The 16,036-nt window shown below is 67.0% G+C and carries 11 protein-coding genes; 5 read left to right on the top strand and 6 right to left on the bottom strand.

What is annotated here, in order from left to right:
- The first annotated feature begins 14 nt into the window (after positions 1 to 14).
- From minD to AC3ITN_RS05780, 3 genes are read left to right on the top strand one after another with little or no spacing between them, the layout of a single operon-like run.
- On the top strand, positions 15 to 824 hold the full coding sequence (gene minD / locus AC3ITN_RS05790; protein WP_489392330.1) for a septum site-determining protein MinD: 810 nt from the start codon (positions 15 to 17) through the stop codon (positions 822 to 824).
- A 2-nt stretch (positions 825 to 826) separates the two neighbouring features.
- Positions 827 to 1,087 carry a cell division topological specificity factor MinE gene (minE, locus tag AC3ITN_RS05785; RefSeq protein ID WP_313343529.1) on the top strand — a complete coding sequence of 87 codons (261 nt, stop codon included), beginning with the start codon at positions 827 to 829 and terminating at the stop codon, positions 1,085 to 1,087.
- A 48-nt stretch (positions 1,088 to 1,135) separates the two neighbouring features.
- Entirely contained in the window at positions 1,136 to 1,621 is a 486-nt protein-coding gene (locus AC3ITN_RS05780; RefSeq protein ID WP_489392329.1) for a hypothetical protein, read from the top strand.
- A gap of 336 nt (positions 1,622 to 1,957) precedes the next feature.
- On the opposite strand, the gene AC3ITN_RS05775 is transcribed toward AC3ITN_RS05780, so the two are convergent.
- The 3 genes from AC3ITN_RS05775 to AC3ITN_RS05765 form a co-directional block, all read right to left on the bottom strand.
- Positions 1,958 to 3,190: a DUF819 family protein gene (locus tag AC3ITN_RS05775; RefSeq protein WP_489392328.1), complete on the bottom strand. Its 1,233-nt coding sequence runs from the start codon at positions 3,188 to 3,190 to the stop codon at positions 1,958 to 1,960.
- A 122-nt stretch (positions 3,191 to 3,312) separates the two neighbouring features.
- A complete protein-coding gene (locus AC3ITN_RS05770; RefSeq protein ID WP_489392327.1) occupies positions 3,313 to 5,376 on the bottom strand; it encodes a dipeptidyl-peptidase 5 in 2,064 nt (687 codons plus the stop codon).
- A gap of 158 nt (positions 5,377 to 5,534) precedes the next feature.
- Positions 5,535 to 7,505 (bottom strand): OPT family oligopeptide transporter, encoded by a 1,971-nt coding sequence (locus AC3ITN_RS05765; protein ID WP_313343518.1) that lies wholly within the window; start codon positions 7,503 to 7,505, stop codon positions 5,535 to 5,537.
- A 406-nt stretch (positions 7,506 to 7,911) separates the two neighbouring features.
- Between AC3ITN_RS05765 and AC3ITN_RS05760 the strand changes: the two genes are divergently transcribed.
- Complete coding sequence (locus AC3ITN_RS05760) at positions 7,912 to 9,060, top strand: acetyltransferase domain-containing protein (protein ID WP_489392878.1); 1,149 nt, start codon at positions 7,912 to 7,914, stop codon at positions 9,058 to 9,060.
- Positions 9,061 to 9,262: 202 nt separating this feature from the next.
- Positions 9,263 to 11,020, top strand: coding sequence for a peptide MFS transporter (locus AC3ITN_RS05755; RefSeq protein WP_489392326.1), 1,758 nt, complete (start codon positions 9,263 to 9,265; stop codon positions 11,018 to 11,020).
- A 20-nt stretch (positions 11,021 to 11,040) separates the two neighbouring features.
- Here AC3ITN_RS05755 and AC3ITN_RS05750 read toward each other — a convergent pair whose 3' ends face one another.
- The 3 genes from AC3ITN_RS05750 to AC3ITN_RS05740 form a co-directional block, all read right to left on the bottom strand.
- Positions 11,041 to 13,002: an alpha/beta hydrolase family protein gene (locus AC3ITN_RS05750; protein WP_489392325.1), complete on the bottom strand. Its 1,962-nt coding sequence runs from the start codon at positions 13,000 to 13,002 to the stop codon at positions 11,041 to 11,043.
- A gap of 135 nt (positions 13,003 to 13,137) precedes the next feature.
- Positions 13,138 to 15,126 (bottom strand): alpha/beta hydrolase family protein, encoded by a 1,989-nt coding sequence (locus AC3ITN_RS05745; protein WP_489392324.1) that lies wholly within the window; start codon positions 15,124 to 15,126, stop codon positions 13,138 to 13,140.
- 165 nt (positions 15,127 to 15,291) lie between these two features.
- Positions 15,292 to 15,927 carry a LysE/ArgO family amino acid transporter gene (locus tag AC3ITN_RS05740; protein ID WP_313343504.1) on the bottom strand — a complete coding sequence of 212 codons (636 nt, stop codon included), beginning with the start codon at positions 15,925 to 15,927 and terminating at the stop codon, positions 15,292 to 15,294.
- Positions 15,928 to 16,036: the final 109 nt, after the last annotated feature.

The following is a 16,036-nucleotide window of genomic DNA, read 5'->3' as shown; positions in this document are numbered from 1 at the left end:
TCAGGAGAAGTCCTTTGGCTGAAATCATCGTAGTCACCTCCGGCAAGGGCGGCGTCGGCAAGACCACCAGCAGCGCCAGCCTGGCCTGTGGACTTGCACGCCGTGGCAAAAAGGTGGCGGTGATCGACTTCGACGTCGGCCTGCGCAACCTTGATCTGATCATGGGCTGCGAGCGCCGCGTGGTGTACGACTTCGTCAATGTGGTGCATGGCGAAGCCACCCTCAAGCAGTCGCTGATCAAGGACAAGCGCTTCGACAACCTGTACGTGCTGGCTGCCTCGCAGACGCGCGACAAGGATGCGCTGACCCAGGAAGGCGTGGGCAAGGTCCTCAAGGACCTGGCCGCGGACGGCTTCGATTACATCATCTGCGACTCGCCGGCGGGTATCGAGAAGGGTGCGTTCCTGGCGATGTATTTCGCCGACCGCGCGGTCGTGGTGGTGAACCCGGAAGTGTCGTCGGTACGCGACTCGGACCGCATCATCGGCCTGCTTGACTCGAAGACGCACAAGGCCGAATCGGGCCAGAACGTGCCGGCCTTCCTGCTGCTGACGCGCTACAGCCCGGCGCGGGTGGAAACCGGCGAGATGCTGAGCATCACCGACGTCGAGGAAGTGCTGGGGCTGAAGGCCATCGGCGTGGTGCCGGAATCCGGCGACGTGCTGAACGCGTCCAACAAGGGCGAGCCGGTGATCCTGGATCCGGAATCGTCGGCCGGCCAGGCGTATGACGATGCGGTCGCCCGCATCCTTGGCGAAGAGCGTCCGATGCGCTTCACCACCACTGAGAAGAAGGGCTTCTTCAGCAAGCTGTTCGGAGGGTAAGCATGGGCCTGTTCGATTTCCTCAAGACGAAGAAGACCACCGCCGAAACGGCCAAGAACCGCCTGCAGATCATCATTGCGCAGGAGCGCAGCCACCGCGGTGGCCCGGACTACCTGCCGCTGCTGCAGCGCGAGCTGCTGGAAGTGATCAAGAAATACGTGAACATCGACGCGGACGCGGTGAAGGTGGATCTGGTCAAGGACGGGGAGCACGACGTGCTCGACATCTCCGTGGCGTTGCCGGAAGGCCCGCAGCACCCCTGATCGACAGCGCCCCTCTCCCGACGGACAGGGGCGCAGCACAGACACGCCATGAACACGCCCCCTGCCGACGCCGAACCGCTGGTCACCCGCGTGGGCGACATCCCGTTCGAAAGCGCTGCGGCGCTGCTGGCAACCCACGCGCTGCGATTGCACCGGGTGCCCGATGGGGCACCGATTCCCGGCAGCTACTGGGGCGAGCCCGAAGCGGGCATCATCGCCAGCGACGTATACGTGCGTAACGACACGCCGGTGCACTCGATGCTGCACGAGGCCTGCCACCTGATCGTGCTGCCGCCCGAACGCCGCGCACTGGTGCACACCGACGCGACCGATTCGGTCCCCGAAGAAGACGCCACCTGTTACCTGCAGATCGTGCTGGCCGGGCAACTGCCCGGCGTCGGCAGCGCGCAGCTGATGGCCGACATGGATGCGTGGGGCTACACCTATCGCCTGGGCTCGACCCGCGCCTGGTTCGAGCAGGATGCCGAAGACGCCAAAGCCTGGTTGATCGAGCGCGGCCTGCTCTTCGCTTAGAGCCTTTGGCTGTTTGGTTCTTCCCGCGCGGTGCGAGGACGGGATACGAGATCAAATGCATCGCCCCGGCCCGGCACAGTCAGGGCTGCGGCTCAGCCACGCATGGCGTGGCTCTACGGCGGAGCAATTCGATCGACCTAACGCTATCTGCTTTTGACTGCCCGTCCGTCGACGCAATCCGTCTGGGGGAGCGGGGTGGAGGGGGTAGCGGGGCTTTGAGCAGCATGGATGCTGCGATAAGCCCCATGGATGGGTTCACGCGTGCCCCGCTACCCCCTCCACCCCGCTCCCCCGCGCGCAGACAGATAAACAGCCATCGCTCTTGAGCGCGCAACGTCAGCCGCCGGCAAGTGCCCGCAACGTAATACCCACGATGTAGGCCAGGTACGTGCCGGTTGCGTAGCCCATCGTGCCGAGCAGGACGCCGACCGGGGCCAATGAGGGATGGAAGGCCGCTGCGACCACAGGCGCTGATGCCGGGCCGCCGATGTTGGATTGCGAGCCGATGGCGAAGTAGAAGAACGGTACCTTCAACGCCATGGCCAGCGCCAGCAGCAGGACGATGTGCACGGCGATCCAGATCAGGCCCAGTGCGAACAGCCAGGGGCGTTCCAGCAGGGCCAGCAGATCCATCTGCATGCCGATGCAGGCGATCAGGAAATACAGCAGCAGCGAGCCCAGCTTCGACGCGCCCGCGCCTTCCAGGTTGCGCGCACGGGTGAAGCTCAGCCCCAGCCCGCACGTGGTGGAGATCACCACCACCCATACGAACGGCGCATCCAGGCTGAACTGCGAGGCCCAGCTCACGTGGCCCTTGAACCAGGCCGAGACCGGCCCGGCAATGGCGTGCGACAAGCCTACCGTGCCGAACGCTACGGCCACGATCAGCATCAGGTCGGTCAGGCTGGCCACCCGCTCGTGCTCGGCCTGGAATTTTTCGATGCGCAGTTTCAGTGCGTCGATCGCCGAGGTATCAGCACCCGTGTACGCATCGATCTTCGCCGCGCGCCCGGCCATGAAGATCAGCACCGCCATCCATACGTACCCCACGCCGACGTCCACGACCGCGAACTGGCCGAAGGTGGTGGCGTTGACGTCGAACACCTCGCGCATCGCGAGCATGTTGGCGCCGCCACCGATCCAGCTGCCGGCCAGCGCCGCCATGCCGGCCCAGGTGTCGCCGGCCACGGTGGACGGATGTATCCACTTCATCAGCATGAAGGCCACTACCGCGCCGATCATGATGCTGACGGACGCACCCAGGTACATCAGGATCAGCTTCGGACCCAGCCGCAGGATGCCCTTGATGTCGACGGCCAAGGTCAGCAGGACCAGTGCCGCGGGCAGCAGGATGTCGCGTGCCACCGGGTTGTAGAGGCTCGTGTTCTGCCCGTCGATGAGGCCCACGGTGTTGTAGACGCCGGGGATCATGTAGCACAGCAGCAAGGCCGGCACGAAGGTATAGAAACGCTTCCACAGCCCCGTCTGGCGTGAGGCGGTCCAGAACACGGCACCGAGGGTGGCGGCGATCAGGCCGAATACAACGATGTCGTTCTGGATCAGAGGCATGAAGGCGTCTCGGTAGTGCCGGCCGCTGGCCGGCAACCTCGGAGGGTCTATGGGGTTGCCGGCCAGCGGCCGGCACTACGCGTATACCCAGCGCCGCCGCGGAAGGCGGCGCTGGTCACCGGTCATTCGCCGATGTGCTGCTTGAGCCACGCGTTCACGGTGTCATGCCACTGCACGCTGTTCTGCGGCTTGAGCACCCAGTGGTTCTCGTCCGGGAAGTACAGGAACTTGGACTCGATCCCCTGGCGCTGCGCGGCCGTGAACGCGCCCAGGCCCTGTTCGACCGGGATGCGGTAGTCGAGCTGGCCGTGGATGATCAGGATCGGCTTCTTCCAGTCGGCCACGTGGTTGACCGGGTTGAACTTCTCGTAGTTCGCCGGCTTCTGGAACGGCGTACCGCCCTGCTCCCACTCGGTGAACCACAGCTCTTCGGTGGCGTAACCCATCATGCGCTGGTCGAACACGCCGTCATGGTTGACCAGGCACTTCCACGGCGTGTTCCAGTTGCCGGCGATCCAGTTGACCATGAAGCCGCCGTAGCTGGCGCCCAGCGCACAGGCCTTGTCGCCGTTGAGGAACGGGTACTGCTTCTGTGCCGCCGCCCAGCCCTTCTGCAGGTCTTCCAGCGGGCGGTCGCCCCAGTGCTGGCTGATCGCGTCGGTGAAGGCCTGGCCGTAGCCGGTGGACCCGTGGAAGTCGATCATCACCACCGCGTAGCCCTGGCCCGCATACGTCTGCGGGTTCCAGCGGTAGCTCCAGCCATTGCCGAAGCTGCCCTGCGGGCCGCCGTGGATCAGGAACGCCACCGGGTAGGTCTTGCCTTCCTGGTAGTTGTACGGCTTGACCACGTAACCGTGCACGGTCTCATTGTTCCAGCCCTTGAACTGGAACTGCTCGTAATCGCCGAAGGCCACATCCGGCAGCATCTGGCTGGCGCTCGGCGTGATCTCGCGCGGGCTGCTGCCATCGGCCGCGGCCACCACGATCTGATCGCCGCTCTTCAGGCTGTTCTTCGTGTAGGCCAGGGTGCCGCCGGCGATCACCGGCGAACCGATGCTGCCGCCTTCGGCGACGACCGTGGCCTTGCCGGTGGCGATGTCGATGTTGAACAGGCGGTGCTCGCCGAGGTCGTCGGCCGCGGTGTAGAAGCTGCTGCCATCCTGCGACAGCACCACTTCGCCGGCCGAACGATCCCACGTCGGCGCGATCTCACGGGTCTTGCCCGAGGCCACGTCCATCGCCATCACGCCGAAGCGGTCGGCTTCGAAACCGGGGCGCTTCATCGCGCGGTAGTACAGGGTGTTGCCGTCGGCGCTGAACACCGGGCCGGCATCCCAGGCCGGGTTGGCCGCGGTCAGGTTGACCGGGGCCTGCTTGCCCTCGGCATCGAGGCGGTACAGGTCGAAATTGGTCGACCACGCTTCCTCACGGCCGGCCACGCGGATGCTGGCCACCACGCTCTTGCCGTCCGGTGCCCAGGTGAAATCGTCATTGCCGCCGAACGGCTTGGACGGCGCATCGCCGGCCAGCGTGGCGCTGATCGCCGACGCGCCCTTGACCGCAGCGGCCTTGCCGGCCGGCAGCACGGCCACGAACAGGGTGTTGCGGCGGCCGTCGTTCCAGGTATCCCAGTGGCGCACGAACAGGCTGTCGAACACCTCGCCGGTGTTCTTGCGCGCCTTGTGCGCGTCCAGCTTTTTGCTGGTGCAGGCCAGGTCCGAACCGCAGTCCTGGAACACGCCGGCACTGAAGGCCACGCGGTCGCCCTGCGGGGAGACCTGGAACCCGTCCACGTCGACCGCGAAGTCGGTCAGCTGGCGCGGGGTGCCGCCGGCCAGCGGCATGGCGTACAGCTGCTGGCTGCCGCCCTTGGCGCTGAGGAAGTACACGGTCTGGCCATCGGCCGACAGCGCGGCCGAATTGACGTTCCAGCCGGCCGGGGTGAGCGGCTTCGGCGGCGCGGCATCGCGGGTGCGCAGGTTGCGGATGAACAGGCCGGTGCTGGCCTTGCTGTCGGTGCCGACCACGCGCTTGGCGAACACGACGTTGCCGCCGTCGGCGGTCAGCAGCGGGGCCGAAACCCGATCCAGCGCGATCATGTCGCGCACATCCAGGCCACGCGTGGCGGCCAGCGACGGCAGCGCGGTCAGCAGGCACAGCGGCAACAGGGCGTAACGAAGCTTCATCGGGTTCTCCGCGGAACGGCAAAACGCCGATGGTAGGGTCCCGGCGCCCCCCAGCGCAAAGGCCACAGGTAATGCTGTGGTGCGGGCCGCAGGCCGACAACCGTTCAAAAACAAACCCCGCCGTGGCGGGGTTTGTCGGTCTTCACATCAGGTCGGCATCACACCGCGCCCGCCTTTTTGCCGGTCCGGTAGATCAGCCAGCCGACCACGAACAGCACGGCCAGGCCGATCCACTGCGCCCCGGGCAGGTGGAACGGCAGCGCCAGCACGTCGGCGCGGCTGCTGAGCACGATCGGGACCGCGATCGCGATACCCATCAGGGCTTCGCCGGTGATCAGGCCCGCGGCGAACAGCACGCCCGGCTTGTGCACGCGGTCGCGGCCTTCTTCGTCATCGGCACGGACCTTGTGGAAGCGCTCGACCAGGTAGGCAATCAGGCCGCCCAGGAAGATCGGTACCATCAGTTCCAGCGGCAGGTAGATGCCGATCGCGGCGGCCAGCACCGGCACGCGGAAGCGCGCGTTGCGCGACTTCAGCCAGCTGTCCAGCGCGATGATGGCCGCGCCGACCACGGCACCGATGCCGATGAAGGTCCACGGCAGCTCACCGCCGAACAGGCCCTTGGCCACCGACGCCATCAGGTTGGCCTGCGGTGCGGCCAGCGCGTTCGGGTGCAGGTCGGACTTGACGCCGATACCGTAGGCGGTCGCCAGCAGGTTCAGCACCGGCGCCATGATCAGCGCGCAGGAGAACGCGCCGATGCCCAGCATCAGCTGCTGCTTCCACGGCGTGGCGCCGACGATGTAGCCGGCCTTCAGATCCTGCAGGTTGTCGCCACCGACCGCGGCGGCACAGCACACCACCGCACCGATCATGATCGCGGCCACCGCACCGAGCGGCGCGCCGCCGATACCCACCGGGGTCAGGCCATCCTTGCCCAGCAGCAGCACCAGCACCGCCGAGGCGAACAGGATGGTGGAAATGGTGATGCCCGAGACCGGGTTGTTGGACGACCCGATCAGGCCGGCCAGGTAGGCCGAGACCGACACGAACAGGAAGCCGGCGACGATCATGATGAGGGTCATCGGGATCGACACGTGCCACTGGCCCACGATGGCCTGGTACAGGGCCAGCAGCGGCAGGGTGAACACCACCAGCGCCACCAGCATCCACTTCATCGGCAGGTCGCGTTCGGTGTGGGCCAACACCGGGCCGCCACTCTTGCGCGCGGCCGCAAACCCGCTCTTGACGCCGTTGAGCAGCGACTTGCGCAGCGAAATCAGCGTCCACACACCGCCGATCAGCATCGCGCCGACGCCGAGGTAGCGCATCTTCGCGCCCCAGATGGCGAAGGCCGCTTCGGTGGAGCTGGCGGTGGCGATCGATGCGGCCAGGCCCGGGTCGGTGTTCATGAAGAACGCCTGGTACAGCGGGATGGCGATGTGCCAGGTCAGGATCGAACCGGACACCACCACGATGCCGACGTTGAGGCCGACGATGTAGCCCACGCCCAGCAGGGCCGGCGACAGGTTGGTACCGATGAAGGCGGTGATCTTGGAGCTGCCCACGTAGGCCGAGGTGGCCCATGCATCGGGGATCAGGCGCATGCCGCTTTCGGCGGCCAGCTTCACGAAGGCGCCGATCACGGCCGACACGGCCAGGATCTTCAGGCCCGGGCCCGGGTTTTCACCGGCCTTGAGCACTTCGGCGGCCGCCTTTCCTTCCGGGAACGGAAGCGGATCTTCGACGATCATCGAACGCCGCAGCGGCACCGAGAACAGCACGCCCAGCAGGCCACCCAGGCCGGCGATGCCCAGCACCCACCAGTACTTGAAGTCCGGCCAGTAGCCCATGATCACCAGCGCGGGGATGGTGAAGATCACGCCGGCGGCGATCGACGAACCGGCCGAGGCGCCGGTCTGGACGATGTTGTTCTCAAGGATGGTGCCACCGCCGAGCAGGCGCAGCACGCCCATCGAGATGACGGCCGCGGGAATCGCGGTGGCGATGGTCAGGCCTGCGAACAGACCCAGGTAGGCGTTGGCCGCCGACAGGATCACCGCCAGCACGATGGCAAGCACCACCGCGCGGAAAGTGAGCTGTTTGGGCGCAGCGTCGTCGTTGTTCATGGAAGCCCCTGCTGGCAAAAAATCTGCTCCACGCTAGCGTTCATGTAGAGGCAAGGCAAGTCGTGCTTTCGGCACGACGTATCGCCGAAGGCGATACCGTGGCGCCCAGGCGCCACGGTAGTGCCGGCCGCTGGCCGGCTCCAGGCGATCCAACGGTAGTGCCGGCCGCTGGCCGGCTCCAGGCGATCCAACGGTAGTGCCGGCCGCTGGCCGGCTCCAGGCGATCCAACCCATCAAGCGGTAGTGCCGGCCGCTGGCCGGCTCCACGCGGTCCCAAAACCATGCGAGGAGCCGGCCAGCGGCCGGCACTACGCACCAACGACACTGATCGGCAAAGCGTCGAACCCCAACACGCACGCGGTTTTGTTATGTTATATCCTGTCACACCGCACCTCCTGCCGTGACCGTGGCCCCACCCTCCCCCCGCCTCACCTCCATCGACCAGCTGCGCGGCACCGTCATCGTGCTGATGCTGCTCGACCATGTACGCGAAACCTTCTACCTGCACCACCAGGTCGCCGACCCCATGGGGCTGGACCAGATCGAGCCCGCCCTGTTCGTCAGCCGCCTGCTCGCCCACCTGTGTGCCCCGGTGTTCGTGCTGCTCACCGGCCTGTCGGCGTGGCTGTACGCCAGTGGCCAGGTGCACGGGCGTCGCGCCGCCTCCACCTTCCTGCTCAAGCGCGGCCTTTTCCTGATCGCGCTGGAACTGCTGGTGGTGAACTTCGCCTGGACCCTGCAGTTCCCGCCCAGCGTGATCTACCTGCAGGTGATCTGGGCCATCGGCCTCAGCATGGTCGCGCTGGCCGGCCTGTTGTGGCTGCCGCGCGGGGTGCTGGCGGCGCTGGCCCTGGCGCTGATCGCCGGGCACAACCTGCTCGACGGCGTGCACGTCAGCGGCGACGGCCCGCTGGCCGTGCTCTGGAAGATTCTGCACCAGCGCGACTGGATCGCGGTCGGCGACGCCCTGCGCCTGCGCACCTCCTACCCCGTGCTGCCGTGGATCGGGGTCATCGCGCTCGGCTATGCGATCGGCCCCTGGTTCGCCCGCGCTGGCGACGCGACTGTGCGCCGGCATGGCCTGCTGTGGGCCGGCTGCGGCGCCCTGCTTGGCTTCGCCCTGCTGCGCGCCACCAACGTGTACGGCGATGCGCCGTGGCAGGCGTTCGACAGTGCCGGCCAGACGCTGATGAGCGTCTTCAACGTCACCAAGTACCCGCCCTCGCTGCTGTTCGTGCTGCTCACCCTGGGCGTCGGCCTGTTGCTGCTGCGCCTCTACGAGCACCCCGGGGTCGCCCGCGCACTGGCCCCGCTGGCCAACATCGGTGCCGCGCCGATGTTCTTCTACCTGCTCCACCTGTATGTCCTGAAGCTGCTGTACGTGGCCGCCGAGGCGTACTGGGGGCAGACCCATGGCGGGTATTTCGGCGTGGACCACGTCGGAACGCTGTGGCTGATCACCGCCGCATTGGCGTTGGCCCTGTATTGGCCGACCCGCGCGTTCGCGCGCCTGAAGACCCGCCGCAGAGACCTGGCCTGGTTGCGTTACCTGTAACGCATCCGATCCCGTAGAGCCACGCCCTGCGTGGCTGCGGGCGTCCGCCGAAGAGCAGCCACGCAGGGCGTGGCTCTACACGGTTCGGCGCCTGATGGATTCACGCGTGCCCCGTTACCCCCGGGTGCCCCGCGCTCCAACCGATAACGGTGAAGACGCGGAAAGCGCGATACTCGCGACCTATTTTGTCGCTTATCGCCCGATGACCGCCACCGCCCTGCCCGCCTCCGACGACTTCCTTGGCCATCCCAAAGGCGTTTACGTCTGCTTCTTCACCGAGATGTGGGAGCGCTTCTCGTTCTACGGCATGAAGGCGCTGCTCCTGCTGTACCTCACCAAGTACCACCTGTTCGGTGACAAGGCCGGCCTGGACCTGCTGGGGGCCTATGGCGGCCTGGTGTACTGCATCCCCGTGTTCGGCGGCCTGCTCGCCGACCGTTGGCTGGGCATGCGCAAGGCCGTGGTGTTCGGCGGGGTCCTGCTCGTCCTGGGCCACCTCGGCATGGCGTTCGAAGGCCATGCCGCCACCCGCGTCGGTGGCCAGGTCGTGCGCGACGAGGCCGCCCTTGGCATCACCTATCTGTCGCTGGCGCTGATCATCATGGGCGTGGGCTTCCTGAAGCCCAACATCTCCACCATCGTCGGCAAGCTCTACCCCGACAACGACCCGCGCCGCGACTCCGGCTTCTCCCTGTTCTACGCCGGCATCAACCTCGGCGCCCTGTTCGCCTCCCTGGTGTGCGGCTTCCTGGGCGAGGCCTACGGCTGGAAGTACGGCTTCGGCGCCGCCGGCATCGGCATGGTCATCGGCCTGGGCATGTTCCTGTGGGGCCAGAAGTACCTGCACGGCCATGCCGAACCCACCAACGCCGCCGCACTGCGCCAGCGCGTGTTTGGCCTGCGCCGCGAATGGCTGATCTACGGCGTGGCCGTGCTGGGCGTGGTGCCCGTGGCGGCGCTGATGTGGGCCGCCGCCAACGGAGCGTTCGCCATCGGCGGCGAAATCAGCCTGGCCCTGATGCTGATGATTGTCGTGCTGGGCGGCGTGCTGCTCTGGTTCGCCTGGTTCACCGGCACCCGCTGCACGCCTGTCCAGCGCCAGCAGATGATTGCCCTGATGGCGCTGATCTTCATGGCCCTGGTGTTCTTCACCCTGTACGAGCAGACCTACGGTTCGTGGGTGACCTTCACCGACCGCCTGCTGACCAAGGACCTGGTGCCCTCGCTGGTGATCCGCGACGGCACGCCGCTGCCGTGGTCGATCGCCTCCCTGCTCCTGGCGCCGCTGGGCTTCGTGGTCGCCGCGCGCCTGTCCGAACGGCGGCCCGGCTCGCAGGCCCCGCGCAACCTGTTCATCGCCATCGTCGCGCTGATGCTGGTGCTGCTCATCCGCGACTGCCTGGTGATTCCGCAGACCGCCGGTTCGCTGACCTACCTGGGTGGCCTGTTCCTGGTGGTGCTGGCACCGCTGTTCGCCGTGTTGTGGGCCTGGCTGGACCGCCGCCGCCTGGACCCGTCCAAGCCGCTGAAGTCGTCGCTCGGGCTGATCTTCGCCGCACTGTCGTTCGTGCCGCTGGCGCTGGCCGCACAGCAGGTAGGAGCGACCGGACAGATGGCCAGCGTGTGGTGGCTGGTGCTGGCCTACCTGGTGCTGGAGATTGGCGAGATGTGCCTGTCACCGGTGGGCCTGTCCGCCGTGACCCAGCTGGCCGCGCCGCGCGTGGTGAGCCTGATGATGGGCACCTGGTTCCTGGCCACCGCGTTCTCCGAAACGCTGGCCGCACTGTTCGGCAAACTCGCGGCCATCGAGGTGCCCGAAGGCGAAACCATGAACATCGCCGCTGCCGCCGCCAGCTATGAACACCTGTTCTGGCTGCTGATGTGGATCGGTCTGGGCTGTGCTGCGGTCGCCCTGGCCGGTTCGCCGTTGCTGAAGCGGTTGATGCACGGGGTCAAATAGCCGCGCACAGCGCGCCCCCTTCAGGGCGCCTTGTCCTTGCCGCTGCCGGCGACGGTGCTGGCGGTCGCGCCGCCCAGGCTGCGCGACAGGAAGGCCAGCAGCGTGGCGTAGTACTCGCGCTGGTGTTCCTGTGTATAGAAGCCATGTCCCTCGGTTTTGTAATACAGGCTTTCCACCGGTGACCCGGCACGCCGCAGCGCGGCTTCCATCCGCTTCGTATGCTCGATGGGGGCACGCTTGTCTTCGCCACCGGCGGCAAGGAACACCGGCACCCGCACCTGTGCGGCCAGGGTGACCGGCGAGCGCGCGCCCAGCGCCTCGACCGGCCCCAGCCAATTCCGCAGGTAGGTCACGCCAGAGCGGTCGTCCTGGATATCGCCCACCTCGTACATCAGCGGCAGGTCGTAGACGCCCACGTACCCGGCGGCACACTGGTACAGGCCCGGTTCGCGCACCGCCCCCATCATGGCGGCGTACGCGCCATAGCTGGCACCGTAGATGCAGATGCGCTTTTCGTCGGCGATGCCCTGGGCGATCGCCCAGCGCGTGGCATCGGTCACATCGTCCTGCATGCGCAGGCCCCATTGATGCTTGGCGGCCACGGCATGCGCACGCCCGTAATTGGACGAGCCGCGGAAATTGATCTGCAGCACCGCGTAGCCGGCCGCCGCCAGCAGCTGCGTGTCGCGTTGGTAGTCGCCCGCGTCGAACACGTCGATCGGCCCGCCGTGCGGCATCACCACCATGGGCAGCGCGCGTGCCTGCTTTCCATGGGGAACGGTGAGGAACCCATGCAGCGGTAGTCCATCGCGCGCGGTCAGCGCGATCGGGCGCACCTCGGCGCTCTGCGCTGCATCGATCCAGCTGCTGCGGCTGGCCAGCAGCGTGGCTTTCTTCTCCACCGTGTCGTAGCGGTAGAAATCGCCCGGGTTGGTACCCGACCAGGTCTGCGCCAGGACGGTGCGCCCGTCGCGGGTGCTGGAGGTGACGTACACCGGGCCGCGCAATGCGGCCCGCAGCGTGCGATACAGCCGCGCGGTGCTGGAGGTGTCGTCAAAGAAACGCGCGCGGGGAACGTCGCCGAAGTACAGCGCGCCCACCGGCACCCGGGTGCCGGGCTGGTAGATCACCCACCCCGGATCCACCACCTCGTCGCGCAGCAGCAGGCGCCGCTCGTTGGTCTGCGGGTTCCAGCTCAGGATGGCGTCGGGTCCTTCGGTCTGCTCGACCTGCAGGTAGGCCAGGCTGCCATCGGCAGAGAATCCCAGCGGCGTCTCGACCCGATGACTCTGCGACGGGTCGTTGATCAGTACCCACTCCTCGCCCCGCTGCGCGCGGTAGTAGAGCTTGGGCACGTTGTCCTGGCTGGCACCCGAGGCAAAGCGCACCTCGCCGGTGTTGTCGGTGGTGAAGTCCGCGCGCTGCACCGGCGACCGTGCCACCGTCATGCGTCGCCCGGTCACCGCGTCCATCCGCTCGATCCGGGTATAGGGGTTCTCGGCGAACGGCCACACCGCGATCAGCACGCTGCGGTCGTCGTTGGCCAGCTCATCGGTCAGGAACGCCGCCACGCCGCCTTCATTGAAGCCTCCCACGCGGTAGCCGACCAGCAGCTGGCCGCCCTTGCCGTCGGCATTGATGCCATACAGTTCGCCGGTGGGCTGCGGCCGGTCGAGCCGCCCGGACTTCTGCGCCAGGCCGATCACCAGTCGTTTGTCGCTGACCCAGTCGAAGCTGCCGGCATGGTTGTTGCGCGGCGGGCGGAACGAACCGACCATCGCCATGTCGGCGGTACGCAGGATCGCCACCGCCGTGGCGTCTTCCAGCGGCACGGTGGCGGCCACGTAAGTGCCGTCGGGCGAAATCTTGATGGTGGTAAACGAATCCTCGCGCAGGAAGCGCTCCAGATCGACCGCGCCGGCCCCCGCCGACAGCACCGCACAACCCGCGCCCAGCAGCGCAGCCACGATTGTCTTGCGCATCCTTCCCCCTGGCTCCTGGACGTCTTGTCCGGGTGGCCGATTCTAGGCAGAACGAGGCGGCCAGTTCCATCCTTGGACGGCCAAAAAAAGGAACGGCACCCGGGGGTGCCGTTCGTGTCCCGCCGTGTCCCTGGGTCAGGGCGTTGCGGGCGCGGTGGCGCTGGCGGTCTTGCCGCCCAGACTGCGCGAGAGGAAGCCCAGCAGCGTTGCGTAGTATTCGCGGCGATGCGGGTCGGTGTAGAAGCCGTGGCCCTCGGTGGAGTAGTACAACGACTCCACCGGCACGCCCGCCTTCTGCAGCGCGGCTTCCATGCGCTTGGTGTGCTGGATGGGGGCGCGTTCGTCTTCGCCACCGGCGGCCAGGAACACGGGCACCTTGATGCGATCGGCCAGGTTCACCGGCGACACCGCGGCAACCTCGGCAGGGCTGCCCAGCCATTCCTTCAGGTAGGTGCTGCCTGAGCCGCTGCGCTGGATGTCGCCGGTGGTATGCATCATCGGCAGGTCGTACACGCCGACGTAGCCGGCGGCACACCGGTACAGCGCCGGTTCGCGAGCCGCCCCCATCATCGCGGCATACGCCCCGTAGCTGGCACCGTAGATGCAGATCCTGGAGGCGTCGGCGTGCCCTTGGGCGATGGCCCAGCGGGTGGCGTCGGTGACGTCGTCCTGCATGGCGGCACCCCACTGCCTGGCACCGGCGTTCTCGTAGGCGCGGCCGAAATTGCCGGACCCGCGGAAGTTGACCTGCAGCACGGCATAGCCGGCATCCGCCAACATCTGCGCTTCGGTATCGTAGCTGCCGTCGTCGAAGACGCCGAACGGACCGCCATGCGGCATGACCACCATCGGCGGTTTGGCCGACGCCGGGGTCGACGGAACCGTGAGGTAGCCATGCAGCTCCATCCCGTCGCGGGCCTTGAAGGCAAACGGCTGCACCTTGGCGTTGCGCTCCGGGTCAACCCAGGCGCTGCGGCTGATCAGGTGCTCTGCACTCTTCTTGACGGTATCGAAGATGTAGAAGTCGCCGGGATTGCGCCCAGACCAGGTCTTTACCAGTACATGGCGGCCATCCCCGGTGCTGGAGGTGATCAATACCGCATCGCCGCCGAACGCCGCCTCCAGGCTGCGGTACAGGCGTGCATCGGTCGACGCCTCGTCGAAGAAGCGGGTGCGGGGTTTGTCGCCCAGGTACAGCGCACCGACCGGCACGCGGGTACCCGGGCGGTAGATCAGCTCATCGGGGTCCACCACCGGGTCGCGCAGCAGTGGGGTGCGCTTTTCCGTCAGCGGATCCCAGCCAACGATCGCATCCGGGCCGTCGGCCTGCTGCACGCGCAGGTAGGCGGTCCTGGCATCCTCGGAAAAGCCGAGCGCGGTTTCAATGCGACCGCTGTCGGCTTCGTCGTTGACCAGCTTCCAGGCATCCCCGATCGCGTCGCGGTAGTAGAGCTTGTTGACGTTGTCGGCACCGGCACCATGGGCGAAGCGGATCTGTCCCTGCGGATCGCTGACGAAGTCCGCGCGGCGCACCGGCGACCGTGCAACGGTCTGGCGGCGGCCACTGTTGATGTCCAGCCGGTCCACGCGCGTGTACGGATCCTCGATGAACGGCCAGATCCTGACCAGCACATTGCGCTCGTCCTGCGGCATCGAATCGATCAGGAACGCGGCTACCGCCTCCACCTTCTTCGGCTGGATGTGGCTGCCGGGACCCTTGCTCGCCACCCGGTAGCCAACCAGCAGTTCGCCGCGGCCGCCGTTGGCGTTGATCGCGTAAAGCTCGCCGGTCAGCTGCGGCTTGTCCAGGCTGCCAAACTTCTCGGACAGGCCGATCAGCACGCGCTCGTTGTTGACCCAGTAGAAACTGCTCGCGTGGTTGTTGCGTGGCGGCACGAACGAACCGGTCACCTTGCCGGTGGAGCGGCTCAGGATCGCCAATGCGGTGCGGTCTTCCATCGGCACGGTGGCCGCGTAGTAATCCCCGCCCGGTGACAGCTTGATGTCGGTGAACGTATCGCGCTTGAGGTAGTGCTCCAGGTCCAGCTCTGCCGCAGCCGCCTGTCCAATGGGCCCACACAGCAGGGCCACGACGGCCAGGGCCGCCCACGTCGAGTAACGCATCCTTCCCCCTTCCTTCCGGACACCTTGTCCGTGATCGCCGATTCTAGACAGATCGCGGCGTCGGGAGCCAGTCGCGGCAGCCAGGGACGCGGGCGACCCGGGAAAGAAAAATGGCACCGCGAACGGTGCCATTTTAAGGAGTGCATTGACGGAGAGAGAGAGAGATCAATGCACGCCGCGGAACGCCAGGCTCAATGCGAGAATCGACAGGATCACGGCGATGGTGCCGTCGAGGATGCGCCAGGTCCTGGGTTTGGTGAACAACGGGGCCAGCAGGCGGGCGCCGAGGCCCTGGGCGGTCAGCCACAGGCAGCTCGCGGTGACCACGCCGGCGGCGAACGCCATGCGGGCATTGCCGAAGTTTTCGGCAATCGAGCCGATCACCATCATGTCCAGCCAGAAGTGCGGGTTGATCAGCGAGAAGCCGACGGCGGCCGTGAGCACGGCACGGCGCGAGGTGTTGTCGCCGTCGTCCACCTGCATACCGCCGCCACCGGCCAGCGCGCGACGCGCCGACTGCCAGGCGTACCAGGTCAGGAAGGCCACGCCCCCCCACAGCACCACGGTGGTCAGCCACGGCAGCGCCTGGGTGAGGGTGCGCAGGCCGGCGACGCTGGCGAAAATGAAGACGGCATCGATCGCCGCGCAGGTGGCCACCACCGGCACGATGTGCTTGCGCAGGATGCCCTGGCGCAGGATGAAGGCGCTCTGGGCGCCGACCACGGCAAACAGACCGATGCCTGCGGCGGCGCCACTGAACCACGCGGCCAGACCGGGGCCGCCGGAAATGAAGGAGAACATGGGGTACCACCTGTCTTGCGGGGGGGCGGTGCCTCGCCAAGGCGTACAGCACCGGATGGCGCGTATTGTCGCGCCGCAACATGAAAAAGTAGAGCTAAACTTACTTAAC

It is taken from the genome of Stenotrophomonas sp. KH_036_B (assembly GCF_057839485.1).
This window is presented reverse-complemented; position numbering and strand designations above follow the sequence as displayed.

What these genes read in the sequence shown, in the direction of transcription:
- minE (WP_313343529.1), top strand. Translation starts at nt 827, where the DNA reads ATGGGCCTGTTCGATTTCCTCAAGACGAAGAAGACCACCGCCGAAACG.
- AC3ITN_RS05780 (WP_489392329.1), top strand. Translation starts at nt 1,136, where the DNA reads ATGAACACGCCCCCTGCCGACGCCGAACCGCTGGTCACCCGCGTGGGC.
- AC3ITN_RS05775 (WP_489392328.1), bottom strand. Translation starts at nt 3,190, where the DNA reads ATGCCTCTGATCCAGAACGACATCGTTGTATTCGGCCTGATCGCCGCC.
- AC3ITN_RS05770 (WP_489392327.1), bottom strand. Translation starts at nt 5,376, where the DNA reads ATGAAGCTTCGTTACGCCCTGTTGCCGCTGTGCCTGCTGACCGCGCTG.
- AC3ITN_RS05765 (WP_313343518.1), bottom strand. Translation starts at nt 7,505, where the DNA reads ATGAACAACGACGACGCTGCGCCCAAACAGCTCACTTTCCGCGCGGTG.
- AC3ITN_RS05755 (WP_489392326.1), top strand. Translation starts at nt 9,263, where the DNA reads ATGACCGCCACCGCCCTGCCCGCCTCCGACGACTTCCTTGGCCATCCC.
- AC3ITN_RS05750 (WP_489392325.1), bottom strand. Translation starts at nt 13,002, where the DNA reads ATGCGCAAGACAATCGTGGCTGCGCTGCTGGGCGCGGGTTGTGCGGTG.
- AC3ITN_RS05745 (WP_489392324.1), bottom strand. Translation starts at nt 15,126, where the DNA reads ATGCGTTACTCGACGTGGGCGGCCCTGGCCGTCGTGGCCCTGCTGTGT.
- AC3ITN_RS05740 (WP_313343504.1), bottom strand. Translation starts at nt 15,927, where the DNA reads ATGTTCTCCTTCATTTCCGGCGGCCCCGGTCTGGCCGCGTGGTTCAGT.